This is a genomic window from Oceanimonas aquatica, from assembly GCF_030732065.1.
In the GTDB taxonomy this organism is placed as follows: Bacteria; Pseudomonadota; Gammaproteobacteria; order Enterobacterales; family Aeromonadaceae; genus Oceanimonas.
Genome location: NZ_JAVBHX010000003.1, coordinates 51,848 through 72,819, shown reverse-complemented (window position 1 = coordinate 72,819; position 20,972 = coordinate 51,848). Strand labels below are relative to the sequence as shown.

The window sequence follows — 20,972 nt, the reverse complement described above, 5'->3', positions numbered from 1 at the left end:
TTGCCGGGATCCCGACAATTCAAAACCAAAACAACAACATAACAGGAACATCATGTCCAACCATGTTTCGCCGCCGGCCTCGCCCTCGGGCCGCACGGGCATTTTAGTGCTTGGCCTGCTGGCCCTGCCGGTGCTGATTTTCGCCCTGCCGTTTGAGCCGGCCATCAACAAGGGGCTGGCGCTGCTGCTGGTGATCGCCACCCTGTGGCTGACCGAAGCGGTGCATATTACCATTACCGCCCTGCTGGTGCCCCTGCTGGCGGTGCTGCTGGGGATACTCGACACCGGTACCGCCCTCGGCAACTTTGCCAACCCCATTATCTTTTTGTTTCTGGGCGGCTTTGCCCTGGCCGCCGCCATGCGCTGCCAGGGCCTGGACCGGCTGGTGGCCGGGCGCATACTGCAGCTGGCTCAAGGCCGGCTGCTGGCCGCCGTATTGCTGTTGTTTGCCACCTCGGCCTTTCTGTCCATGTGGATAAGCAATACCGCCACCGCCGCCATGATGCTGCCCCTTGCCCTGGGCCTGCTGCGCTGTCTGGACGCCGAGCGCCACGCCGCCACTTATGTGTTTGTGCTGCTGGGCGTGGCCTACAGCGCCAATATCGGCGGCATCGCCACCCTGGTGGGTAGCCCACCCAACGCCATTGCCGCCGCCGAAACCGGCCTGGATTTTACCGACTGGATGGCCATTGGCCTGCCCATTACCCTGTTACTGCTGCCGGTGGCCGTGGGCATGCTGTGGCTGCTGTTTCGCCCCCAGCTGAACGAGCGGGTGGAGATCACCGAAGACAGCCTGAGCTGGAACCGCAGCCGCCGGGTGACCCTGGGCATTTTTCTGCTCACCGTGAGCCTGTGGATCTTCTCGGCGCCGGTATCTAAGGCGCTGGGCACCCTGCCCGCCTTTGATACCCTGGTGGCCGTGCTGGCCATCATACTGATTGGCATGACCCGGGTAGCCGGCTGGAAAGACATTGAACACCAGGCCGACTGGGGCGTGCTGCTGCTATTTGGCGGCGGCCTCACCCTGAGCCATATTCTCAAGGAAACCGGCACCAGCCTGTTTCTCGCCACTCATCTGGCCGGCTGGCTGGCCAGCGCCGGTCCCTGGCTGATTTTGCTGACCATTACCGCCTTTGTGGTGTTTCTTACCGAGCTGGCGTCCAATACCGCCAGCGCCGCCCTGTTGATCCCGGTGTTTGCGGCGGTGGCCGAGGGGCTGGGGCTGTCGCCGGTCATGGTGGCGGCCCTGATCGCGGTATCGGCGTCCTGCGCCTTTATGCTGCCGGTGGCCACGCCCCCCAATGCCATCGTGTTTGGCTCGGGGCTGGTGCCTCAGCGGCAAATGATGAAGGCGGGCTTTGCCATCAACCTGAGCTGTATTAGCCTGCTGACCGCCTGGTTCGGCCTGACCGGCTGAGCACCGGGCCGAAGGATCAAAAAAGCCGCTGACTGGCAGCGGCTTTTTTGGTTGAGGCGCATTCCTTGCGATTATTGTTGCCAGAACGGCTTGCTGACTTCCTGATGGCGGTCGGCTTCGTTCAGGCCAATGTCCTTCAGCAAATAAGGGGGCAGTTCGGCCAGCTCACGACGGGAGCGGCTGCGACCCAGCCAGAGACCAAGGGTGGCCAGCAGACCGGTCGAACGACGTGTGGTGCTTTGAGTGCGGGCAGTGCGGACTGAAGTTTGAGTGGTGTTCATAACGCGCCTCCTGAGTGAATGCGCGCACAGCTTAGTGATGTCGGCATGGCCGGCTCAACCGAGTTTTTCTGTCCGGTAAAATAAAAAAAACTAATGGCAGATCACTGACAAACAGGAAGAAAACAGCGATAAAACCAGTGCATTACATTTCACAAACACAGCGGTCACTGACGGTAACATGAGAAAAAATACCTTCAAGCCGCCCCCCCCTCACCGATGAATTTTTATGCACAAAACATGGCAATATGCTTTGATAAAGGCCGGTTACAGCGGGACCTGCTGCATATTCTGCAATCAGCCTTGAGTCCTGCCACGCTGAGCGCCGCTCGACGATTTTTATCAAAATGCAAAAAACACGAATACGCTGGCGGAATGGTAAAACCAAAGACGATAACACCAACTCAACAATAAAAAATCATGGATAATTCCAGTCATACTCAATCAAGCCCTTAAATATAAGGCATTAATCCTGCATCACAGCAGATCGGCGCGTTGATTTTGTGGTCAGCAGCCCCTACCCTGCGCCCGGTAAAACTATCCTGTAGTTATTCTTTTTAAATTCCCGAGGAATCGTTATGAAACGAGAACAATGGGGTTCCCGCACCGGTTTTATCCTGGCCGCGGTCGGCTCTGCCGTCGGCCTGGGTAACATCTGGCGCTTCCCCTATATGGCTTATGAGAACGGCGGTGGCGCCTTCTTTATTCCCTATCTGTTTGCCATGCTGACCGCCGGCATTCCCTTTATGATCCTGGAGTTTACCCTGGGTCAGAAATACCGCGCCGGCGCGCCCGGTGTTCTGCGCCGGCTGAACTCCCGCTTTGAATGGCTGGGCTGGTTTCAGGTGATGATCTGCGCCGTGATCGCCTTTTATTACGTGGTGGTCATCGCTTGGGCCATTTCCTATGCCTGGTTTGCTGTTGATCAGAGCTGGGGTGACGACAGCAACGCTTTCTTCTTTGGCGAGTTCCTGGGGCTGGGTGACAACTCGCCGTCCAGTCTGGGCGGCATTCAGAGCCACCTGCTGCTGCCGCTGGTACTGGCCTGGGCCGCCAGCTTTATTGCCACCTACCGGGGTGTGCAGGGCGGTATCGAGAAAATCAACAAGGTGCTGATGCCGCTGTTGTTCCTGCTGGTGCTGGTGCTGATTGGCCGTATCGCGTTTCTGCCGGGTGCCCTGAACGGCATTAACTGGCTGCTGGAGCCCGATTTCAGCAAGATCTGGGATCTCAAGGTATGGTCTGCCGCCTATGGCCAGATCTTCTTCACCCTGAGTGTGGGCTTTGCCATCATGCTGTCTTATGCCAGCTTTTTGCCGGAAAAGTCCGACATCAACAACAACGCCTTTATGACGGTGCTGATGAACTGCGGCTTCTCCATGCTGGCCGGCATCATGATCTTTGGTGCGCTGGGCTACATGGCCCAGGCACAGGACAAGGCGCTGACCGACGTAGTGAGCTCGGGCGTGGGTCTGGCCTTTGTGACCCTGCCGACAGCCATTAACCTGCTGCCCGCCCCCGGCGTGATGGGCCCGCTGTTCTTCCTGGCACTGGTGTTTGCCGGTATCAGCTCGCACATTTCCATTGCCCAGGCGGTGACCACCGGCCTGATGGACAAAACCGGATGGAGCCGGCAGAAAACCTCCGTGGTGTTCTGTGGTACCGGTTTTGTGGTCAGCCTGCTGTTCATCACCGAAGGCGGTTTGCTGCTGCTAGATCTGGTGGACCACTTTATCAACAACATGGCGCTGCTGGGCTCCTGTCTGCTTGAGCTGTTCCTGGTGGGCTGGCTGTGCAAGCTGTCCGATTATCAGCAGCGGGCCAACCAGCTGTCGGAGTTTACCATCGGCATCTGGTGGCAGCTGTGCATCAAGTTTGTGTCCATCGCCATGCTGGTGGTGATCCTGTTCAACAACATAGTGGGTGCCTTCAAGGAAAACTACGGCGGTTACAGCGATAACGAAATTCTGTTTATCGGCTGGGGCATGATTGCGGTGATGCTGGTTCTGGCCGTGATCATCAACGCCAGCAGCAAGCAGGAGGTGAAAGCATGAGTACCGGAGCCATTATCATGATGCTGATTGGTCTGGGCATCACCTGGGGCGGTGCCGCCCTGTGCATTCGCCGGGCCATGAAGGCCAAGCAATAAGCACAAGCAGTAACGCAAAAGGCAGCCGGTTGGCTGCCTTTTTTGTGGATGTCGTATGCTGCCATGCTACCGGTTCCCCATGCCGGCATGTCACTATGCTCTCCTTACGGTTTGTGCTTGGGTTGCACAAACAACCGTGACGGATCAATCAGCACATCATCGTTCATGAACTCACGGCCCAGCAGCACCGGGTAAAGCATGCGGGTACGATCCTTGAGGGTAAATTCCACCTCCTTGTCCAGATCACCGACCCGCACCGGCAGCATGATCACCGGCCGGCGATCTGTCTTTTTGCTGTTGGCCTGGCGAATTCTCACATACCGGCTGAGCGGCGCTTCCAGCTGAGCCAGATGATTGTCGTGGCGAAAATGAAAGCGGATCCATGCCTTGCCGTCCCGCTCGAACTCTTCAATATCGGTGGCCGACATCGACGAGGTCTTGGCCCCCGAATCAATGCGCGCCTTGACGCTGTCTTCCAGCGTCGGCAGCCACAGCCACTCCACCCGGCCCAGCAACCATTTATTCTCTATTTTCACGTTTTCTCCATTTGCCGCCTGCGCCATCACGCCAGGGAACAACAGAACCATCAACCAGATTACTCCCATGACCCGTTTCATCGGCACTCCTCGTGCGTCAGCCATTGTCGCCATTAGTTTACTCAAGCACACTCGGCCTCGAAAATAGGAAAAACAGCAAAATTATGCTGAACATTGCCCTTCGCCGGGAGTATCCTTGGCGGCTTTTATGCTGAAGGGACGGCCGATGAACTGGGATCCCGATTTTACCACGCGTAACGCCATTCTTGGCCAGCTGGCTGGTCTGGTGGCATTTAATGAGTCCGACTGGCCGACCAACGCCAGCCTGAACCGGGAACTGGCCGCCGGGCTGCCGGTGCGCTTTGTGGATGACGAGGCCTTTGCCGCGCTCGGCTGCTACTACGAAGAAGCCGTGGCGCGAGGACAAGTGCCCACCCGCAGCGCCAACTGGCATGACTTCTTCGGTGCCATGATCTGGCATCTGTTTCCCCGCACCAAGGCACTGCTGAACCGGCTGCACATGGACGACATTCATGCCCATGGGGCACGCCAACGGACGCCACGCCGGGATCGCATCACCCATTTCGATGAATGCGGCCTGGTGCTGGCGGTGCCCGAGGGTGACGATGTTGAGGCGCTGCTGCTGGCCCACGACTGGCAAAAACTGTTTCTCGAACAGCGCAGCCGCTGGGGCAACGACTGGCAACCCTTTATCTTTGGCCACGCCCTGTACGAGCTGGCACTCAGTCCCTTTATTGGTCTGACGGCCAAGGCGGTGATACTGCCCATGCCCGATGCCTTTTTTGCGTTGCCACGCAACGAACAATACGGAGTGCTGGACCGGCACCTGAGTGACGCATTACAGACCCGGCAGCTGTTCGACAGGCCACGTCCCCTGCGGCCATTGCCGCTGCTGGGCATTCCCGGCTGGTGGCCCGCCAACGAGGCTTCGAGCTTTTACGACAACACCGACTATTTCCGGCCCCGCCGGCAAGGGTGATTTGCCGCCGGTTTTTTCATACACTTGGCGATCTTCTGGTTTCGAGGTAGATGTTATGTCCGGGCAGGATCCCGTTTACGATGCACAGTTCAAATCCCGCTATCTGCACCCGCGCTACTGGCCAACCTGGCTGTCCATTGCCCTGCTGTGGCTGCTGGCCTGGCTGCCGGTCCGCGCCCGGGATGCCTTTGCTGGCGCGTTTGCTCCCCTGCTGGTAAAACTGGCCAAAAAACAATGCTATATCGCCCGTACCAACATTCGTCTGTGCTTTCCCGACCTGTCCGACGACAAAGTGGAAGCCATGTTACTGCAGTCCATACGCGCCGGCCTGATGACCTTTTTTGCCTACGGCGAATGGACCGCCCGCAGCCCGGACTATCTGCAGGGGCGCTTTAAAGTGCATGGCCAGGAGCATATCGACGCCTGCCTGGCCGAGAACAAGCAGATCATCTTTATGATCCCCCACACCTGGGCCATCGACGCCGGCGGCCTGTACCTGACCTCATTGGGCATGCCCATGTGCACCATGATGCACAGCGCCAAGAACGAAGTGTTTGACTGGTTTATCAACCGCCAGCGGGCTCGCTTTAACGGCATTGTTTACGAGCGCGATGCCGGCATCAAGGCGGTGATCAAGACCATTCGCGACGGCAAGCACTTCTTTTACCTGCCGGATCAGGATCACGGCCGGGATGCCAGTATCTTCGTGCCCTTTTTTGCCGAGATGAAGGCTACCCTGCCCGCCCTGCCCAAGCTGGTGAAACTGACCGGCGCCCGCGTGATACCGGTGCTGAGTGTGTATAACACGGACGCGCACCGCTATGAGCTGGTCGTCCGCCCGCCCATGGAGCCCTATCCCACCCGCGATCTCACCGCCGACACCCGCGCCATGAACGCCGAAATCGAGGCCCTGCTGGGCGACTGGCCCGAACAGTACATGTGGTTTCTGAAGTATTTTCAGACTCAGGTAGACAGCCGGGAAGGCCGTTACGAGGCGGGTATTCGCAAGATTCGGGGGCGCTGATGAACTGGCTGAACCATGTCTTCAATTATGCCGGCCTGGTGGCCCTTGGCCTGCTGATTCTCTGGGCCGTGGCCCGGCTGGATGACTGGCTGGCGGCGCGGGAGAAGTCTCCTTCGAAGCACTGAAAGCGATTAGCGAACCCCAAAAGCCCGGGGGCTCCAGGAAAGTACGTCACCCCCGCGAAGGCGGGGGTCCATGACATATCGCACTGGACTCCCGCCTTCGCGGGAGTGACGGCAGATAAAACGAAGGTTTGTCAGCAGGGGCTGGTTGTTACGCCGGAAAAAACAGGAATTTGGCGCCCACCAGCAGCAGGAACACCGCAAAGGCGCGCTTCAGTACCACCGCCGACAGCTTGTGCGCCAGAATGGCGCCCACACGGGCAAAGGGCATGCTGGCCACGCTGATGCCAATCAGCGCCGGCAGATAAACATAGCCCCAGGCCTCATCAGGCAGGGTGGTCTGATCCATGCCATGCACCACATAGCTCAGCGCCCCCACCAGGGCGATGGGAAAACCGCAGGCTGACGACACCGCCACCGCCCGCTGCATGGGCACCGAACACCAGCTTAAAAACGGCACCGTGAGCGAGCCGCCACCAATGCCGAAAATGCCAGAGGCCCAGCCGATAAAGCCCCCCATGGCCACCTGTGTCGGTTTACCCGGCAGTTTACCGCTGCCGCTCGGCATCAGGTTAAACAGCATCTGCGCCGACATCAGCCAGGCAAACAGACCGATCACCCGCTGCAACTGCAGGCCCGACATCTTGTCGGCGGTATAACCGCCCAGCCAGGCGCCCACCACAATGCCCGCCGACAACATGGCCGCCAGCTTCCAGTCGATGGCGCGACGACCGTGATGGGTATGAATGGCGCTGAGCGAGGTAAACACGATGGTGGCAAGCGAGGTGCCCACCGCCATGTGGGCCACCAGCTCACCGCCGATGCCCTGCAAATTGAAGCTGAAAATCAGCACCGGCACAATAATCAGGCCGCCGCCCACGCCAAACAGTCCCGCCAGGGTGCCGGCAAAGGCTCCCAGCACCATGTACATCAACCAGGTCATCTTGTATCCCTGAAAATTTGAAAAGGCCCAATAAGCTACCCAAGCGAGACGCAAAGGAAAAGGGGGAATATGATTTATATGTGCATTCCCACGCCAAGCGCGGGAACGAGACACAGTGGCCTGCAGAATGGATTTCGGCTCGGGGGACTGGAATGACCAGGTCAGATCGGCGCCCGGCCCAGGCTTATCACCACCCGGCGGTTGCTGTTGCGCCCGTCCGGGGTGCTGTTGTCGGCAATGGGCCGGCGTTCGCCGTGACCTTCCACGCTGATGCTGGTGTCCGGCAGGCCCAGCTCGAGAAAGCGATCCTTGATGGCCCTGGCCCGCAACAGCGATAACTGCTTGTTGTGAAACTCGGTACCAAAGCTGTCGGTATAGGTGTTGATCACCACTTCACCGATATTGGGATCGGCACGCACATAGTCGGCGATCATCGCCAGTCGCTGGCGTGAGTGCGGGGTCAGCTCGTCGGCGTTGTTCACGTAGTTGAGCACGCTGAAGGCGATGTCTTCAAAGCCGTAGGGCAGCAGATTGTGCTGGCAGTCCAGAAAGGCGGCGTAGCGGGCGCGAAAGTTCACCGACGACAGCCCCACGCCGGTGGTTTTGTCACCGGCATACCAGTCGTCAAAATAAAAGGTGGGCCAGCGTCCCTGGCTGAGCTCGTCGAGCATGATCCAGGCGTTTTGCTGCTCCACCATGGCATCGAACTGCTGATAAAAGGTCACCTGGCTGATGGGCCTGGCCGCGCGGCCGGGCTGCCAGTAGGGTGACTCGCTTCTCAGTGCCGCCTGCCGGGTCCGGGGCATGGCCCTGAGCGGGCTCAGCTCAAACACCAGGTTCACGTTTTTGCCGGCACGGCTGACAAAAGCGCCGGTACCAAAGCCGGGAATACCGTGCTCCAGCCGACACTCCACCGCCGAGTCGGCGGCCAGCCGCCAGCGGGAATGATCCAGACTGGCCACATAGGTACGCGGCTGGGCCCAGCACGTTGTGCTGAGCACCAGTCCCGTTACTGCCATGAGTTTGCGCACACCCTTCGCCTCTTGTTACACCCTGATATGCTTATCGGCGCCAGGGCGAACAGCTTTAGCCGGCATCGGGGCGAACGCCGAATTTTTCTCCGTGCGCCTGGATTTCGTGCAACAGCAGGGTTTTCTCTTCCGGCGACAACCAGCAGGCCTCCACCCCGTTCATGGCCAGCCTCAGCAGTTCACCGTCGCTCATGCCAAGGCCCTGTTGCAGCGCCTGATAGTTGGCGTTCATGTAGCCGCCAAAATAGGCCGGATCGTCCGAGTTCACGGTGACGCACAGGCCGGCCTGCAACAATTTTTGCATGGGATGATCGGCCATCGAATTGACCACCCTGAGCTTGAGATTTGACAGCGGACACACGGTCAGCGGAATACGCGCCTTGGCAAGTTCTTCCATCAGTGCGGTATCCTCAATGGCCGCCACGCCGTGATCAACGCGCTCCACGCCCAGCAGCGTGAGGGCATCGCGAATGTATTGCGGCGGCCCTTCCTCGCCGGCGTGAGCCACCAGCCGGTAGCCCTGCTCCCGGGCCAGGGCATAGGCGCGGCGAAACTTCTCGGGCGGGTTGCCCTGCTCGGCGGAGTCCAGCCCCACCCCGGTGAGAAAGGCATGAAACGGCTCGGCCTGTCGCAGGGTTTCAATGGCCGATTCTTCCGGCAGATGGCGCAGAAACGACAAGATCAGCCGGCTGCTCATGCCCCAGTCGTGGCGGGCCTGCTCCAGCGCCCGGTGAATACCGGTAACCACCGCCGAAAAGGGAATACCCCTGTCGGTATGGGCCTGGGGGTCAAAAAATATCTCGGTATGACGCACATTTTCGCGGTGGGCCCGTTGCAGGTAGGCATGGGTCATGTCGAAAAAGTCCTGCTCGGTCTGCAGCACACTCATGCCCGCGTAATAGATATCCAGGAACGACTGAAGATCATCGAAGTCGTAGGCCGCCCTCAGGGCGCTTTCATCCGCGTAATTCAGGGTGATACCATTGCGCCGGGCCAGGGCAAAGACCAGCTCTGGCTCCAGAGAGCCTTCAATGTGGAGATGCAGCTCCACCTTGGGCAGTTGCTCGATAAATGCAGACATGGCACCTCTCCTTAATTCTGCCGGCCTGTTACTTAAAGATAACAAAGAATCCCCTTCGGCCGTGGTGCCATCTGGGACAAATTTGAAAACCGTGATCTGCCCGTGACCAAGAGATTGCCTATTCATGACCACCCTGTTTAAGCGCCTGCTGCGATGGCTGGCCATTCTGTTACTGCTGGTGCCGCTGGCCCTGACCCTGCTGTACCGCTTCGTGCCCGTTCCGGTAACGCCCCTGATGGTGATCAGACTGTTTGAGGGCGAACCCCTGCACAAGGACTGGCAGCCCGCCTCGCGCATTTCCAATCAGCTGAAAATGGCGGTGATCGCCGCGGAAGACAACAAGTTCTGCCGCCATCACGGCTTTGACTGGGACGCCTTTGGCGATGTGCTGAGCGAAGCCGCCGAAGGGGGCCGGCTGCGCGGCGGCAGCACCATTACCATGCAGACCGCCAAAAACCTGTATTTATGGCCGGGGCGCAGTTACACCCGCAAGGCCCTGGAGGCGCTTTATACGCCCATGCTGGAGTGGCTGCTGCCCAAAGAGCGCATTCTTACCCTGTATCTCAACATTGCCGAGTTCGGCCCCGGGATTTATGGCGCCGAAGCCGCCGCCCGAGCCTGGTTCAACACCTCCGCCGCCCGACTTAACCGCCAGCAGGCCAGCCTGCTGGCGGCAGTGTTGCCCAATCCCCGACGTTTTTCAGCCGGCCGGCCTTCGGCCTATGTGCAAGGACGCGCGGCTGCCATTTCCCGGCGCATTAATGGCCTGGGCGGCTGGCTTGACTGCATCGGCAAATGACAAAAGCCATTCCCGCGGTCATGAAACTGTCATATTCTGGCAACACAGTGGGAACCAGGCCGGCACGAGAATCCGGCACAAGGAGCACCAATGCAAAAAAACAACCTGATCTGTGATATTGACGGCGTCATACTGCACAACAACGATCTTATTCCCGGCGCCGATGCCTTTGTGCGTCGCGTGCTGGAGCAGGACATGAACCTGCTGTTCCTCACCAACTATCCGGCACAGACCCCCAAGGATCTGCAAAACCGCTTTTACTCGGCGGGCATCGAGGTGCCGGAAAGCTGCTTTTACACCTCGGCCATGGCCACCGCCGACTTTCTCAAGCGCCAGAGCGGTGAAAAGGCCTATGTCATCGGTGAAGGGGCACTGATCCACGAGTTGTACAAGGCCGGCTTTACCATTACCGACATTGATCCCGACTTTGTGGTGGTGGGCGAAACCCGCAATTACAACTGGAGCATGATCCAGATGGCCGCCCGCTTCGTGGCCGACGGTGCCCGCTTTATCGCCACCAACCCGGACACTCACGGCCCGCAAATGCACCCGGCCTGCGGTGCCCTGTGCGCCCCCATCGAACGTATGACCGGCAAAAAGCCGTTTTACGTGGGCAAGCCCAGTGCCTGGATAGTGCGTGCCGCCCTCAACCACATGGACGCCCATTCGGAAAACACCCTGATTGTGGGCGACAACCTGCGCACCGACATTCTTGCCGGTTTTCAGGCGGGGCTGGAAACCATACTGGTGCTGACCGGCGTCAGCCAGGTGCCCGACATCGACAAAATGCCGTTCCGGCCTCAGCACATCTACGGCTCGGTGAACGACATCGATTTGTTCTGACGCTCACCCGGGCCTTCAACAAGGTCCCCCTTTCGCAAAAACCGGCTTCAAACTGGCCGCCTTTGTTGACAAGGTGCGGCCTGAACACCGACTATAGCCCCACCACAGGAGTCGGTTACAACCTATAACAAGCACATCATGGATCCCGTTTTTATTGCTGTCGCCTTTGGCTGCGGCCTCATTGTTTATTTGATTGGCCTGCCGCCGCTCATCGGCTTTCTGGCAGCCGGCTTCGTACTCAATGCCATGGGCTATGAGCCCAACGTCACCCTCGACACCCTCGCCAATCTGGGCGTGACCCTGCTGCTGTTCAGCATCGGGCTCAAGCTCGATATCAAGACATTGCTGCGCAAGGAGGTGTGGGGCACCGCCTGCGGGCACATTGTCTCGTCCACGGCGCTGTTTACCCTGGTGCTGCTCGGTATCAAGACCCTCGGCTTTGCCCTGGCTCAGGAGCTGCACTGGCAACAGGCCATGGTCATGGCCTTTGCGCTGAGTTTTTCCAGCACGGTGTTTGCGGTCAAGGTGCTGGAAGAGCGCAGCGACATGAACACCTTTTACGGTGTGGTCGCCATCGGTGTGCTGGTCATGCAGGACCTGTTCGCGGTGGCCTTTCTCAGTATCTCCGCCGGTAAAATGCCCAGCCCCTGGGCGCTGGCACTGCTGGTGGTGCTGCCGCTGCTGCGGCCGGTTTTCTGCCGCATTCTGGAGCGGGCCGGTCACGGCGAACTGCAAACCCTGTTCGCCGTGTTTCTGGCGCTGGTGGTGGGCTACGGCGGCTTTCAGCTGGTGGGCCTCAAGGGCGATCTGGGGGCGCTGGTAATCGGCATGATGCTGGCCTCCCACTACAGCTCACCCGAACTGGCCAAGTCGTTCTTCAACATGAAAGAGCTGTTTCTGGTGGCGTTTTTCCTGAACATTGGCCTGAACGGCATGCCCACCATGGACACCCTGTGGATTTCGCTGCTGCTGCTGCTGGTGCTGCCCCTGAAAAGCGTTATTTATTACAAGTTGTACAAACGCAGCTACCTGCGCCCCCGTACCTCGCTGCTGGCCACCCTCAGCCTGAGCAACTTCTCCGAGTTCGGCCTGATCGTGGCGGCACTGGCGGCTCAGCAGGGCATGCTCAGCAACGACTGGGTGATTGTGGCGTCCATCTCCCTGGCCATTTCCTTTGTGGCCTCGGCGCCCCTGAACGCCAATAACGAAAACATTTATCGCCGCTTTATGCACCGGCTCACGCCCCAGGATCCGGCAGAGCTGCATCCCGACGACATGCCCATTCACCTGGGCGATGCCAATATTCTTATCGTGGGCATGGGCCGAATCGGCCAGGGCGCCTACATGGAGCTGGAAGGCATGAACCCGGGCAAGAAGCTGGTGGGCATTGACTCGGACGAAAAAAAGATTCCGCTGCTGAAAGAGCTCAATATCAACGTGATCAAGGGCGACGCGTCCGACTCGGACTTCTGGGACAAGGCCAACATCGGCAGTCAGCTGGAGTACATCTTCCTGGCCATGCCCAACCACGCCGGTAACCTGTATGCCCTGGAGCAGATTCGCCACGCCAACTTCACCGGCCGGGTGGCGGCCATTATTCGTTATCCGGAAGAAGGGGCCCAGCTGCGTGAGCTGGGAGCCGACGAGGTGTTCAATATCTACGAGGAAGCAGGCAGCGGCTTTGCCCGCCATGTGATTGAGCACACCGGGTAATGTCAGGGACTGGGGACCGGGAAATCCTTGTCCCTGATCCCGGCGGTTTAGTGACCGCCTTCTTCCTTGTCGTAGGGGTATTTGGCATGGCCAAAGCGAATGGCCAGAATGGCCAGGGCCAGCACCAGGGCCGCGCCGGCCACGGTGATCAGCCGCCAGTTGTCCATGCCCTTCATGTCGAGGATCAGGTAACGGGCCAGTGCCACTATGGCAATATAAAGCGGAATGCGAATGGGCAGCTTGCCCGAACGCAGGTAAATGGCCACCATGGCCAGCACTTCCAGGTAAATAAACATCAGCAGCAGGTCTGCCAGCGACACATTGCGCGCCTGCCACATGGTGTTCACCTCCAGTGCCACCGCCACCACAGTGGCAATGGCCACGATGATCAGGCCGATATGCTGCATCATATCCAGTGCACGGCTGCCCAGCATTCTGTTATCACTCATTCATGTTCTCCCTGTTGATTGAAATCGGTATGGGTGCTGATCTTGTTCGACCCCGACCGGATCCCTATAATACCCGCTCTCAAAATCGCGACGCTTACAATAAATAACGTTTTAATGAAAATTCTGCATAACGTCTGCGCGCGACTCAATCCGGCTTTCGCACCCGCATTTTCATGCTTCCCGAAAGGCCATCGACCCACAATTCGGAAACCGCAATGATCCCCAAGCTCAAACAAACCTGGTTCTTTAACGTCAAGGGCGACGTGCTGGCCGGTCTGGTGGTGGCGCTCGCACTGATCCCGGAAGCCATCGCCTTCTCCATCATCGCCGGCGTCGACCCCAAAATCGGCCTGTATGCGTCTTTCAGCATGGCGGTGGTCATCGCCTTTGCCGGCGGCCGCCCGGGCATGATCTCTGCTGCCACCGGCGCCATGGCCCTGCTGATGGTCACCCTGGTGAAAGAGCATGGCCTGCAATACCTGCTGGCCGCCACCCTGCTGTGTGGCTTGTTTCAGATTGTCATCGGCTACCTGAAGCTGGGCCAGCTGATGCGCTTTGTGTCCCGCTCCGTGGTTACCGGCTTCGTTAACGCCCTGGCCATTCTGATCTTTATGGCTCAGCTGCCGGAGCTGACCAACGTCACCTGGCATGTCTATGCCATGACCCTTGCCGGCCTCGGCATTATTTATCTGCTGCCGCTGGTGCCGCGCATTGGCAAGTTGCTGCCATCGCCGCTGGTGTGCATTGTGGGCCTGACCATTGTCGCCATGATGTTCAACATCGACGTGCGCACCGTGGGTGATATGGGTGAGCTGCCCGACACCCTGCCGGTGTTCCTGTGGCCGGACGTGCCCCTGAACCTGGAGACCCTGGCCATTATCTTCCCCTACTCGCTGTCACTGGCGGTGGTGGGTCTGCTGGAGTCCATGATGACCGCCACCATAGTGGACGATCTCACCGACACCAAGAGCGACAAAAACCGCGAGTGCAAGGGCCAGGGTCTGGCCAACATCGCCACCGGCCTGCTGGGCGGCATGGCCGGCTGCGCCATGATCGGCCAGTCGGTGATCAACGTGAAGTCCGGCGGCCGCGGCCGGCTGTCCACCCTGGTGGCCGGTGTGGTGCTGCTTATTCTGGTGGTGTTCCTCGGCCCCTGGGTGTCGCAAATTCCCATGGCCGCCCTGGTGGCGGTGATGATCATGGTGTCCATCGGTACCTTCAGCTGGGCCTCCATTCGTGATCTGCGTACCCTGCCCAAGAGCAGCAGCCTGGTGATGATCGCCACGGTGGCGGTGGTGGTGTACAGCCACAACCTGGCCTGGGGTGTGCTGGTGGGTGTGCTGCTCAGCGCCCTGTTCTTTGCCAACAAGGTGGGCCAGATCCTCTACATTGGCTCGGAAAAAACCACCGATGGCAACCGAGAATACCAGGTGGTGGGCCAGGTATTCTTTACCTCTGCCGAGCAGTTTGTGGCCGCCTTTGATTTCAAGGAAGTGCTAGACAAGGTGCGTATCGATCTGAGCCGCGCCCATTTCTGGGACATTACCGCCATCAGCGCTCTCGACAAGGTGGTACTCACCTTCAAGCGGGAAGGCACGGAAGTGGAGATTATCGGCCTGAATGAGGCCAGCGCCACACTTGTTGATCGCTTTGCTGTGCATAACGATCCGCAGGCGGTAGAAAAGCTGATGGGGCACTGATGCCAACGACACGGGAGAACCGACAATGACCGAACAAGTACTGGCCTGTATCGACGGCTCCGGCCACGCGGCGGCGGTATGCGACTGGGCCGGCTGGGCCAGCCAGCGCCTGAACGCCCCCCTGACCCTGGTGCATGTGCTCGATAAAGAGCCCGGCCCGGTGCAGGGTGATTTGAGTGGCAGCATTGGCCTTGGCAGCCAGGAGCATCTGCTGGCCGAGCTGGCCGAGCTGGACGCCAAACGCGGCAAACTGGCCCGGGAGCAGGGCCGGCTGATGCTGGACGCGGCCAGGGAGCGCGCGGTAAAGAGTGGCGTAACCAGCGCCGATACCCTGCAGCGCCACGGCGCCCTGGTGGATACCCTGGTGGAGCTTGAGCCCGACACCCGGCTGCTGGTGCTGGGCCGCCACGGCGAGGCCTCGGCTCATGCTCATCTGGGCAGCCATGTAGAGCAGGTGATCCGTGCCCTGCACCGGCCCATTCTGGTGACCCTGGGCGAATTTCGCGCCCCGCAAAAAATCATGCTGGCCTTTGACGGCAGCGCCACCACCCGCAAGGGCGTGGAAATGCTGGCGGCAAGCCCTCTGTTCAAGGGCCTGGAGCTGCACCTGGTGCTGGCCGGTGCCGACACCGACGACAACCGGGCCCAGCTGGAATGGGCGCGGCAGCTGCTGGAGCAGGCAGGGATCAGTGCGGTCATCGCCATTGTGCCCGGCGAGGCCGGCAAGGCGCTCACCGACTACCAGCAACAGCAGAACGTGGATCTAATGATCATGGGCGCCTACGGTCACTCCCGCATTCGCCAGTGGCTGGTGGGCAGCACCACCACCGCCATGATCCGGGACGCCAGGGCGCCACTGCTGATTTTGCGGTAGCGCCTCTTCGAGGCGCTGTTTGCTCGTTCCCACGCTCCGCGTGGGAATGCATACCGCGCTTTGGTTATACCCGCTCCCGCAAACAATATATACACTCCCACGCTGGAGCGTGGGAGCGAGTTCAACCCAACTCCCGGTGATTCACTCCCCTTCTGCCGCCATGCGCCTGAGCCAGCTGCACAGGCCCAGCGGGCTTAGTGCGGTGGCGTCCAGGATCAGTCGCCTGCCCAGCCACAATGCCCGGCGCTGGCAGCGCTCTCTTCGGGCATCGTCGGCAATGTCATCCAGATCCGTAACATGGGCAATACCAATGGTACGACGAACAAGCTCTGTACCGGCATAACCCAGGCTGTCCTGCCACACCTGCTGCACAAACTCGGCCACAAAGGCGGGCTCACCCATCAGAGGCGATGCGGTGTGTTTTGTCAGCGCCACAAACTCCTGACTGAATGCCTTCCACAACCGGCGAATGTCTTCCACCCGGGTAAAGCGCGCCTGCTCGGCGTCTTTGGCATTGCCCCACCCCGGCCAGCCACAAAAGTTCAGCATCAGGTTGGCCATCACCAGGCCCAGATCAAACCCCATGGGACCGTAAAAGCCGAACTCGGCGTCAAACACCCGGCACTCCCCCTCTTTCACAAACACCGAGCCGGTGTGCAGATCCCCGTGCAGCAAGGCCTGGGCGTCACACTGAAAGCGCAGCCGCAAATGCGCCACCCTGTGCTTCAAGGCCCGATCAGCCCACAGTTCGGCGGCGTCGCTTTCAAGCCCGGGCGGCACCCGGTTACGCTCATGATCCTGGTAGGGATCGCTGAAAAACACCGTATCCGTGGTCTCGCACAGCTCGGGGTTGGCCAGCCGTGTCACTTCGGCCCGTTTGCGTGCCGAAGGCAGGTGGAAGTCGGAAGTGCCATACAGCACCCGCGCCAGATGCCGCCCCAGCGCGTCTGCCACGCTCACGGGTTCGTGATCCGCCAGCAGCGCCTGCCGCCACACGCGCCAGCCGGTGAGATCTTCCAGCAGCAGAGCCGAAAGCTCGTCGTCGTGATGCAGCAGCGCCAGCGTACCTGCGGGGCTGAGCTCGCCGTGGCGACGCAGAACTTGCGCTTCCCGCGCGGCCCGGTGACGGGTCAGTGGCCAGTCTTCGCCAATGCAGCGAATGTAAGGCAGGGCCTGCTTGACGATCACCCCTCGCCCGCTGGCATCCGCCACCCTGAATACCCGGTTGAGGTTGCCGTCTCCCACTTCCTCGGCGGTCAGCGCACTGTCGGCGGCAAATCCCGAGTAATGGCGACGGGCGAAGTCGGTGGCATCATGCAGGCTAAAAATGCGGTAGGCGGTCATCTAACTCCTCCGAGGATGTACTTTTCATCATGACTGCCTCCACTATAGAAGGCGGCATCACAAAAAAATGGTTCAAATGAACCTTTTTCATTCTCCCTGCTACCTTTTTGTAAGAAACCCCCTCGCCCGCCACACTAATGAATACAGCCATGCCGACGGAGCCTTGTTATGCGTGACACCCTGCCGCTGCTGGAGCAGACCGACTTTCCGCCGATCCGGCGTGAACGCCTCGACACCCTGCAGGTGAACCTGGGTTACCGGTGCAACATGAAATGCGTGCACTGCCACGTAGCCGCCGGGCCTCACCGCACCGAAATGATGGACGAGCAAACGCTGGCGCTGATCCCCCGGGTATTGCAGGCCAGGGGCATTACCACCCTGGATCTCACCGGCGGGGCCCCCGAGCTGCATTCGGGCTTTCGCCACCTGGTGCGTCAGGCCCGCGCCCTTGGCGTGCGGGTGATTGACCGCTGCAACCTCACCATACTGCTGGAGCCGGGGCAGGAAACCCTGGCGGCGTTTCTGGCGGAAAACCAGGTAGAAGTGGTGGCCTCCCTGCCCTGCTATGCCATGGAGAATGTCGACCGGCAGCGGGGCAAGGGCAGCTTTGATAAAAGCATTCTGGCACAGCAACAGCTCAACCGGCTGGGCTACGGCAAGCCCGGCTCAGATCTGGTGCTGAACCTGGTGTACAACCCTCAGGGGCCCAGCCTGCCACCACCTCAAGCGGAACTGGAAGCGGCCTACCGGCACCAGCTGAAGCGCCACTTCGACATTGAGTTCAATCAGCTGTTTGCCCTGGCCAATATGCCCATCAAGCGCTTTGGCGACTACCTCATCAGCAAACGCCAGTTTCACGACTACATGACCTTGCTACAAGACAACTTCAGCGCCGACAACCTGACCAATGTCATGTGCAAAAGCCTGATCAGCGTTGACTGGCAGGGTTACCTGTATGACTGCGACTTCAACCAGCAGCTCGAGCTGCCGCTTGCCGGTGAAGGCCGGCCCCACCTTGAAGACCTGCTGCAACAGGATTACGTGGGCTGTGCTATTCGGGTGGCGGGCCACTGCCATGGCTGCACCGCCGGTCAGGGCAGCAGTTGCGGCGGCGCCCTTCATGACGAGGGGCCAGCATGAGCCTCAGCATTATTATTCCCGCTCTCAACGAAGCCACCACCCTTCCGGCGACCCTGAAGGCCCTGCCGCCGCATGCCGAAGTCATTGTGGTGGATGGCGGCAGCACCGATGACACGCCCCGGCTGGCCCAGCGCCTGGGCGCACGGGTTATTCCCTCACGGCCCGGCCGGGCCCGGCAGATGAACGCCGGTGCCGCCGCGGCACGGGGCCAGTGCCTGCTGTTTTTGCATGCCGACACGCTGTTGCCCGACCGGGCGGCGGAGCTTGTCACCACCGCGCTGCAACGCCATCACTGGGGCCGGTTCGATGTGATCTTGCAGGGCCGCCAGCCCATGCTGGCGGTGATAGGCAGGCTGATGAACCTGCGCTCCCGGCTGAGCGGCATCGCCACCGGTGATCAAGGCCTGTTCATGCGTAAAAGTACCTTTTCAGCAGTGGGCGGCTTTCCCGAGCAGCCCTTGATGGAAGACATCGAGCTCAGCAAGCGCCTTAAAAAACAGGGGCCGCCGGCCTGTTTGCGGCAACGGGTGCGCACCTCCGGCCGGCGCTGGGAGCAGAACGGCCTGTGGCGAACCATCTGGCTGATGTGGCGCCTGCGCTTTGCCTACTGGCGCGGCGCCGATCCCGAACAGCTGGCGGCACAGTACCGATGACGACCCGCCTTCTGATTTTTGCCAAGGCGCCCCTGCCCGGCCAAGCCAAAACCCGGCTGATCCCGGCGCTGGGCGCCGAGGGGGCCGCCCGCCTGGCTCACACCATGCTGAACAGCACACTCGCGCATGCCCTGGCCGCCGATATCGGCCCGGTGGAGTTGTGCATGAGCCCGGCCCCCACCCACTCCGACTGGAGAGCCTTTCATCTGCCGGCAGGCCTAGAGCCAAGTGGCCAGGGTGAGGGCAATTTGGGCGCCCGCATGGCCCGGGCGGCCAGGCGTGGCCTGACGCAGAATGAGGCGGTCTTGCTGGTGGGCACCGACTGCCCCCAGTTGTGCCCGGCACTGCTGCAACGGGCGGCGACCCGGCTTGCCGGTTACGACGCCCTGCTGCATGCCACCGCCGACGGCGGCTATGCCCTGCTGGGCCAGCGCCGGTTTTCTGCCGCGCTGTTCGACAACATGCCCTGGAGCACCGACCGGGTAGCGGAGTTAACCCGCCAGCGGCTTGACGCCCTGGGCTGGCACTGGTGTGAGGGCGAAACCCTGCAGGATATTGATGAGCCGGGGGATCTGTTTCTGTTGCCGGGGCGCTGGCTATGAACGAGTTTGAACCCTGGCTGCGGCTGGGCAGTTTTGCCGGCCTGTTGCTGCTGTTCCTGCTGTGGGAGCAGGCCGCCCCTCGCCGGCCACGACAACAAAAACGCTGGCGGCGCTGGCTCAGGCATCTGGCGCTGGCCGGTTTCAATACCCTGCTGGTGCGGGCCCTGTTTCCGCTGGCCGCCGTGGGGGCAGCGCTGCTGGCCACGAGCCGGGGCTGGGGGCTGCTGCCCTGGCTTAACCTTCCCGGGTGGCTGGCGCTGGTTCTGACGGTACTGATCCTGGATTTCATCATCTACTGGCAGCACCGGCTGTTTCACCGGGTGCCGCTGCTGTGGCGGCTGCATCGCATGCACCACACCGACACCGAGCTGGACGTGACCACGGGCGTGCGTTTTCATCCGCTGGAAATTCTGCTGTCCATGACCATCAAGCTGGCCAGTGTCATGCTGCTGGGAGCCTCGCCCCTGGCGGTGCTGGTGTTTGAAGTGCTGCTGAATGCCACCTCCCTGTTTAACCACGCCAATATTTACCTGCCGCCTCGCCTTGATGCCCTGGTGCGACGGCTGCTGGTCACTCCCGACATGCACAGGGTGCATCACTCTGTCTATCCAAAAGAAACCGACAGCAACTTTGGTTTCAATCTTAGTTGCTGGGATCGCTGGCTGGGCACCTACCGCGCCCAGCCCCGGGATGGTCACCTCGGCATGCGGCTGGGCCTGAAGGAATTTCGCACTCCCGTTGATCGCACGCTGTTAAAACTGCTGATCCAGCCGTTTCGTCGTACGGGTTCCTGAATAAACGAAAGGAGCCGTAACGGCTCCTTTGATTTATGCTCGAGTGGGAAAGGGATGAATATCAGGGACGGCAGAAACCGGGCAGTTTCTTACCCTGTTTTTTCATCATTTTACACGTACGATTATCGATACCGTCCCCACGGGAGGAATACGTGTCGGCAAACGGCTGGCTGGCCGTGGCGGCATTGGTATGAAGCGGCACCATGCTCAACGCAAACACGGCGGCAAGCATGACTGACATGACGGTCTTCATAATAATTCTCCTTTTTGGTGCCGGGCCATAAGCCACACAACTGCAATCAGCCCGACCATGCGAGGGGCACAACCCCAAGCCGATATATTTCGGCTACTATATTCGACTTGATTAGGATCAATTTTGTTTCATTTTTTTACATAACCTTTTCAACTAAGCAACCTGGCACATCGCTCCATTTGTTCTGAATCAATAAAACCGACGGTCCTTGCTATCCTTTGTTTCAC

The 20,972-nt window shown here is 60.0% G+C and carries 23 protein-coding genes; 15 read left to right on the top strand and 8 right to left on the bottom strand.

Features of this window, described 5'->3' with window-relative positions; genetic code table 11:
- Positions 1 to 52 precede the first annotated feature (52 nt).
- Positions 53 to 1,417, top strand: a complete 1,365-nt coding sequence (locus Q9290_RS05555; protein WP_306078648.1) for an SLC13 family permease — start codon at positions 53 to 55, stop codon at positions 1,415 to 1,417.
- A 71-nt stretch (positions 1,418 to 1,488) separates the two neighbouring features.
- On the opposite strand, the gene Q9290_RS05550 is transcribed toward Q9290_RS05555, so the two are convergent.
- On the bottom strand, positions 1,489 to 1,698 hold the full coding sequence (locus tag Q9290_RS05550) for a DUF1127 domain-containing protein (protein ID WP_306078647.1): 210 nt from the start codon (positions 1,696 to 1,698) through the stop codon (positions 1,489 to 1,491).
- Positions 1,699 to 2,273: 575 nt separating this feature from the next.
- Here Q9290_RS05550 and Q9290_RS05545 point away from each other — a divergent pair.
- A complete protein-coding gene (locus Q9290_RS05545; RefSeq protein WP_306078646.1) occupies positions 2,274 to 3,749 on the top strand; it encodes a sodium-dependent transporter in 1,476 nt (491 codons plus the stop codon).
- Positions 3,746 to 3,844: a MetS family NSS transporter small subunit gene (locus Q9290_RS05540; RefSeq protein ID WP_306078645.1), complete on the top strand. Its 99-nt coding sequence runs from the start codon at positions 3,746 to 3,748 to the stop codon at positions 3,842 to 3,844. Before Q9290_RS05545 ends, Q9290_RS05540 begins: the two co-directional genes overlap by 4 nt.
- A 104-nt stretch (positions 3,845 to 3,948) precedes the next feature.
- On the opposite strand, the gene Q9290_RS05535 is transcribed toward Q9290_RS05540, so the two are convergent.
- Entirely contained in the window at positions 3,949 to 4,461 is a 513-nt protein-coding gene (locus Q9290_RS05535) for an ATP-dependent zinc protease family protein (RefSeq protein ID WP_306078644.1), read from the bottom strand.
- 145 nt (positions 4,462 to 4,606) lie between these two features.
- On the opposite strand from Q9290_RS05535, the gene Q9290_RS05530 reads away from it, so the two are divergent.
- Genes Q9290_RS05530 through Q9290_RS05520 form a run of 3 tightly spaced genes read left to right on the top strand, consistent with a single transcriptional unit; the run spans position 4,607 to position 6,529 of the window.
- Complete coding sequence (locus Q9290_RS05530; RefSeq protein ID WP_306078643.1) at positions 4,607 to 5,380, top strand: DUF3025 domain-containing protein; 774 nt, start codon at positions 4,607 to 4,609, stop codon at positions 5,378 to 5,380.
- A gap of 55 nt (positions 5,381 to 5,435) precedes the next feature.
- Positions 5,436 to 6,404 carry a lauroyl-Kdo(2)-lipid IV(A) myristoyltransferase gene (gene lpxM / locus Q9290_RS05525; protein WP_306078642.1) on the top strand — a complete coding sequence of 323 codons (969 nt, stop codon included), beginning with the start codon at positions 5,436 to 5,438 and terminating at the stop codon, positions 6,402 to 6,404.
- Positions 6,404 to 6,529, top strand: coding sequence for a hypothetical protein (locus Q9290_RS05520; protein WP_306078641.1), 126 nt, complete (start codon positions 6,404 to 6,406; stop codon positions 6,527 to 6,529). The genes lpxM and Q9290_RS05520 overlap by 1 nt, the downstream gene beginning before the upstream one ends.
- A gap of 148 nt (positions 6,530 to 6,677) precedes the next feature.
- Here the strand turns inward: Q9290_RS05520 and Q9290_RS05515 are convergent, their stop codons facing one another.
- The 3 genes from Q9290_RS05515 to Q9290_RS05505 all read right to left on the bottom strand — a co-directional run bounded on the left by Q9290_RS05515 (position 6,678) and on the right by Q9290_RS05505 (position 9,581).
- Complete coding sequence (locus tag Q9290_RS05515) at positions 6,678 to 7,469, bottom strand: sulfite exporter TauE/SafE family protein (RefSeq protein ID WP_306078640.1); 792 nt, start codon at positions 7,467 to 7,469, stop codon at positions 6,678 to 6,680.
- A gap of 161 nt (positions 7,470 to 7,630) precedes the next feature.
- Complete coding sequence (locus Q9290_RS05510) at positions 7,631 to 8,488, bottom strand: flagellar protein MotY (RefSeq protein ID WP_306078639.1); 858 nt, start codon at positions 8,486 to 8,488, stop codon at positions 7,631 to 7,633.
- 67 nt (positions 8,489 to 8,555) lie between these two features.
- Positions 8,556 to 9,581, bottom strand: a complete 1,026-nt coding sequence (locus tag Q9290_RS05505; RefSeq protein WP_306078638.1) for an adenosine deaminase — start codon at positions 9,579 to 9,581, stop codon at positions 8,556 to 8,558.
- Between the two features lie 124 nt (positions 9,582 to 9,705).
- Here Q9290_RS05505 and mtgA point away from each other — a divergent pair, with 124 nt between their 5' ends.
- From mtgA to Q9290_RS05490, 3 genes are all read left to right on the top strand, one after another.
- Positions 9,706 to 10,380 (top strand): monofunctional biosynthetic peptidoglycan transglycosylase, encoded by a 675-nt coding sequence (mtgA, locus tag Q9290_RS05500; protein ID WP_306078636.1) that lies wholly within the window; start codon positions 9,706 to 9,708, stop codon positions 10,378 to 10,380.
- Between the two features lie 90 nt (positions 10,381 to 10,470).
- Positions 10,471 to 11,223: an HAD-IIA family hydrolase gene (locus tag Q9290_RS05495; protein WP_306078635.1), complete on the top strand. Its 753-nt coding sequence runs from the start codon at positions 10,471 to 10,473 to the stop codon at positions 11,221 to 11,223.
- Positions 11,224 to 11,361: 138 nt separating this feature from the next.
- On the top strand, positions 11,362 to 12,936 hold the full coding sequence (locus Q9290_RS05490; RefSeq protein WP_306078634.1) for a cation:proton antiporter family protein: 1,575 nt from the start codon (positions 11,362 to 11,364) through the stop codon (positions 12,934 to 12,936).
- 47 nt (positions 12,937 to 12,983) lie between these two features.
- Here Q9290_RS05490 and Q9290_RS05485 read toward each other — a convergent pair whose 3' ends face one another.
- Positions 12,984 to 13,385: a phosphate-starvation-inducible protein PsiE gene (locus Q9290_RS05485; protein ID WP_306078633.1), complete on the bottom strand. Its 402-nt coding sequence runs from the start codon at positions 13,383 to 13,385 to the stop codon at positions 12,984 to 12,986.
- Between the two features lie 215 nt (positions 13,386 to 13,600).
- Here Q9290_RS05485 and Q9290_RS05480 point away from each other — a divergent pair, with 215 nt between their 5' ends.
- Positions 13,601 to 15,085, top strand: coding sequence for a SulP family inorganic anion transporter (locus Q9290_RS05480; RefSeq protein WP_306078632.1), 1,485 nt, complete (start codon positions 13,601 to 13,603; stop codon positions 15,083 to 15,085).
- A 25-nt stretch (positions 15,086 to 15,110) separates the two neighbouring features.
- A complete protein-coding gene (locus Q9290_RS05475; RefSeq protein WP_306078631.1) occupies positions 15,111 to 15,959 on the top strand; it encodes a universal stress protein in 849 nt (282 codons plus the stop codon).
- 141 nt (positions 15,960 to 16,100) lie between these two features.
- Here Q9290_RS05475 and mtnK read toward each other — a convergent pair whose 3' ends face one another.
- Complete coding sequence (mtnK, locus tag Q9290_RS05470; RefSeq protein ID WP_306078630.1) at positions 16,101 to 17,303, bottom strand: S-methyl-5-thioribose kinase; 1,203 nt, start codon at positions 17,301 to 17,303, stop codon at positions 16,101 to 16,103.
- A gap of 168 nt (positions 17,304 to 17,471) precedes the next feature.
- Here mtnK and arsS point away from each other — a divergent pair, with 168 nt between their 5' ends.
- The 4 genes from arsS to Q9290_RS05450 are packed head-to-tail and all read left to right on the top strand — an operon-like array spanning position 17,472 to position 20,492.
- Positions 17,472 to 18,443 (top strand): arsenosugar biosynthesis radical SAM (seleno)protein ArsS, encoded by a 972-nt coding sequence (gene arsS, locus Q9290_RS05465; protein WP_306078629.1) that lies wholly within the window; start codon positions 17,472 to 17,474, stop codon positions 18,441 to 18,443.
- Positions 18,440 to 19,096 (top strand): TIGR04283 family arsenosugar biosynthesis glycosyltransferase, encoded by a 657-nt coding sequence (locus tag Q9290_RS05460; RefSeq protein WP_306078628.1) that lies wholly within the window; start codon positions 18,440 to 18,442, stop codon positions 19,094 to 19,096. Before arsS ends, Q9290_RS05460 begins: the two co-directional genes overlap by 4 nt.
- The gene (locus Q9290_RS05455; RefSeq protein WP_306078627.1) at positions 19,093 to 19,698 is read left to right on the top strand and encodes a TIGR04282 family arsenosugar biosynthesis glycosyltransferase; all 606 of its coding nucleotides are present in this window, start codon (positions 19,093 to 19,095) and stop codon (positions 19,696 to 19,698) included. Before Q9290_RS05460 ends, Q9290_RS05455 begins: the two co-directional genes overlap by 4 nt.
- Positions 19,695 to 20,492: a sterol desaturase family protein gene (locus Q9290_RS05450; RefSeq protein WP_306078626.1), complete on the top strand. Its 798-nt coding sequence runs from the start codon at positions 19,695 to 19,697 to the stop codon at positions 20,490 to 20,492. Before Q9290_RS05455 ends, Q9290_RS05450 begins: the two co-directional genes overlap by 4 nt.
- Before the next feature lie 61 nt (positions 20,493 to 20,553).
- Here the strand turns inward: Q9290_RS05450 and Q9290_RS05445 are convergent, their stop codons facing one another.
- Positions 20,554 to 20,745, bottom strand: coding sequence for a hypothetical protein (locus Q9290_RS05445; RefSeq protein ID WP_306078625.1), 192 nt, complete (start codon positions 20,743 to 20,745; stop codon positions 20,554 to 20,556).
- Positions 20,746 to 20,972 lie beyond the last annotated feature (227 nt).

Bases quoted from the DNA above. Each gene is read 5' to 3' on its own strand.
- Q9290_RS05515 (WP_306078640.1), bottom strand. From the start codon at position 7,469: ATGACCTGGTTGATGTACATGGTGCTGGGAGCCTTTGCCGGCACCCTG.
- mtgA (WP_306078636.1), top strand. From the start codon at position 9,706: ATGACCACCCTGTTTAAGCGCCTGCTGCGATGGCTGGCCATTCTGTTA.
- Q9290_RS05535 (WP_306078644.1), bottom strand. From the start codon at position 4,461: ATGAAACGGGTCATGGGAGTAATCTGGTTGATGGTTCTGTTGTTCCCT.
- Q9290_RS05490 (WP_306078634.1), top strand. From the start codon at position 11,362: ATGGATCCCGTTTTTATTGCTGTCGCCTTTGGCTGCGGCCTCATTGTT.
- Q9290_RS05450 (WP_306078626.1), top strand. From the start codon at position 19,695: ATGAACGAGTTTGAACCCTGGCTGCGGCTGGGCAGTTTTGCCGGCCTG.
- lpxM (WP_306078642.1), top strand. From the start codon at position 5,436: ATGTCCGGGCAGGATCCCGTTTACGATGCACAGTTCAAATCCCGCTAT.
- Q9290_RS05445 (WP_306078625.1), bottom strand. From the start codon at position 20,745: ATGAAGACCGTCATGTCAGTCATGCTTGCCGCCGTGTTTGCGTTGAGC.
- Q9290_RS05555 (WP_306078648.1), top strand. From the start codon at position 53: ATGTCCAACCATGTTTCGCCGCCGGCCTCGCCCTCGGGCCGCACGGGC.
- Q9290_RS05545 (WP_306078646.1), top strand. From the start codon at position 2,274: ATGAAACGAGAACAATGGGGTTCCCGCACCGGTTTTATCCTGGCCGCG.
- mtnK (WP_306078630.1), bottom strand. From the start codon at position 17,303: ATGACCGCCTACCGCATTTTTAGCCTGCATGATGCCACCGACTTCGCC.
- Q9290_RS05540 (WP_306078645.1), top strand. From the start codon at position 3,746: ATGAGTACCGGAGCCATTATCATGATGCTGATTGGTCTGGGCATCACC.
- Q9290_RS05510 (WP_306078639.1), bottom strand. From the start codon at position 8,488: ATGGCAGTAACGGGACTGGTGCTCAGCACAACGTGCTGGGCCCAGCCG.
- Q9290_RS05520 (WP_306078641.1), top strand. From the start codon at position 6,404: ATGAACTGGCTGAACCATGTCTTCAATTATGCCGGCCTGGTGGCCCTT.
- Q9290_RS05505 (WP_306078638.1), bottom strand. From the start codon at position 9,581: ATGTCTGCATTTATCGAGCAACTGCCCAAGGTGGAGCTGCATCTCCAC.
- Q9290_RS05485 (WP_306078633.1), bottom strand. From the start codon at position 13,385: ATGAGTGATAACAGAATGCTGGGCAGCCGTGCACTGGATATGATGCAG.
- arsS (WP_306078629.1), top strand. From the start codon at position 17,472: ATGCGTGACACCCTGCCGCTGCTGGAGCAGACCGACTTTCCGCCGATC.
- Q9290_RS05455 (WP_306078627.1), top strand. From the start codon at position 19,093: ATGACGACCCGCCTTCTGATTTTTGCCAAGGCGCCCCTGCCCGGCCAA.
- Q9290_RS05495 (WP_306078635.1), top strand. From the start codon at position 10,471: ATGCAAAAAAACAACCTGATCTGTGATATTGACGGCGTCATACTGCAC.
- Q9290_RS05530 (WP_306078643.1), top strand. From the start codon at position 4,607: ATGAACTGGGATCCCGATTTTACCACGCGTAACGCCATTCTTGGCCAG.
- Q9290_RS05480 (WP_306078632.1), top strand. From the start codon at position 13,601: ATGATCCCCAAGCTCAAACAAACCTGGTTCTTTAACGTCAAGGGCGAC.
- Q9290_RS05550 (WP_306078647.1), bottom strand. From the start codon at position 1,698: ATGAACACCACTCAAACTTCAGTCCGCACTGCCCGCACTCAAAGCACC.
- Q9290_RS05475 (WP_306078631.1), top strand. From the start codon at position 15,111: ATGACCGAACAAGTACTGGCCTGTATCGACGGCTCCGGCCACGCGGCG.
- Q9290_RS05460 (WP_306078628.1), top strand. From the start codon at position 18,440: ATGAGCCTCAGCATTATTATTCCCGCTCTCAACGAAGCCACCACCCTT.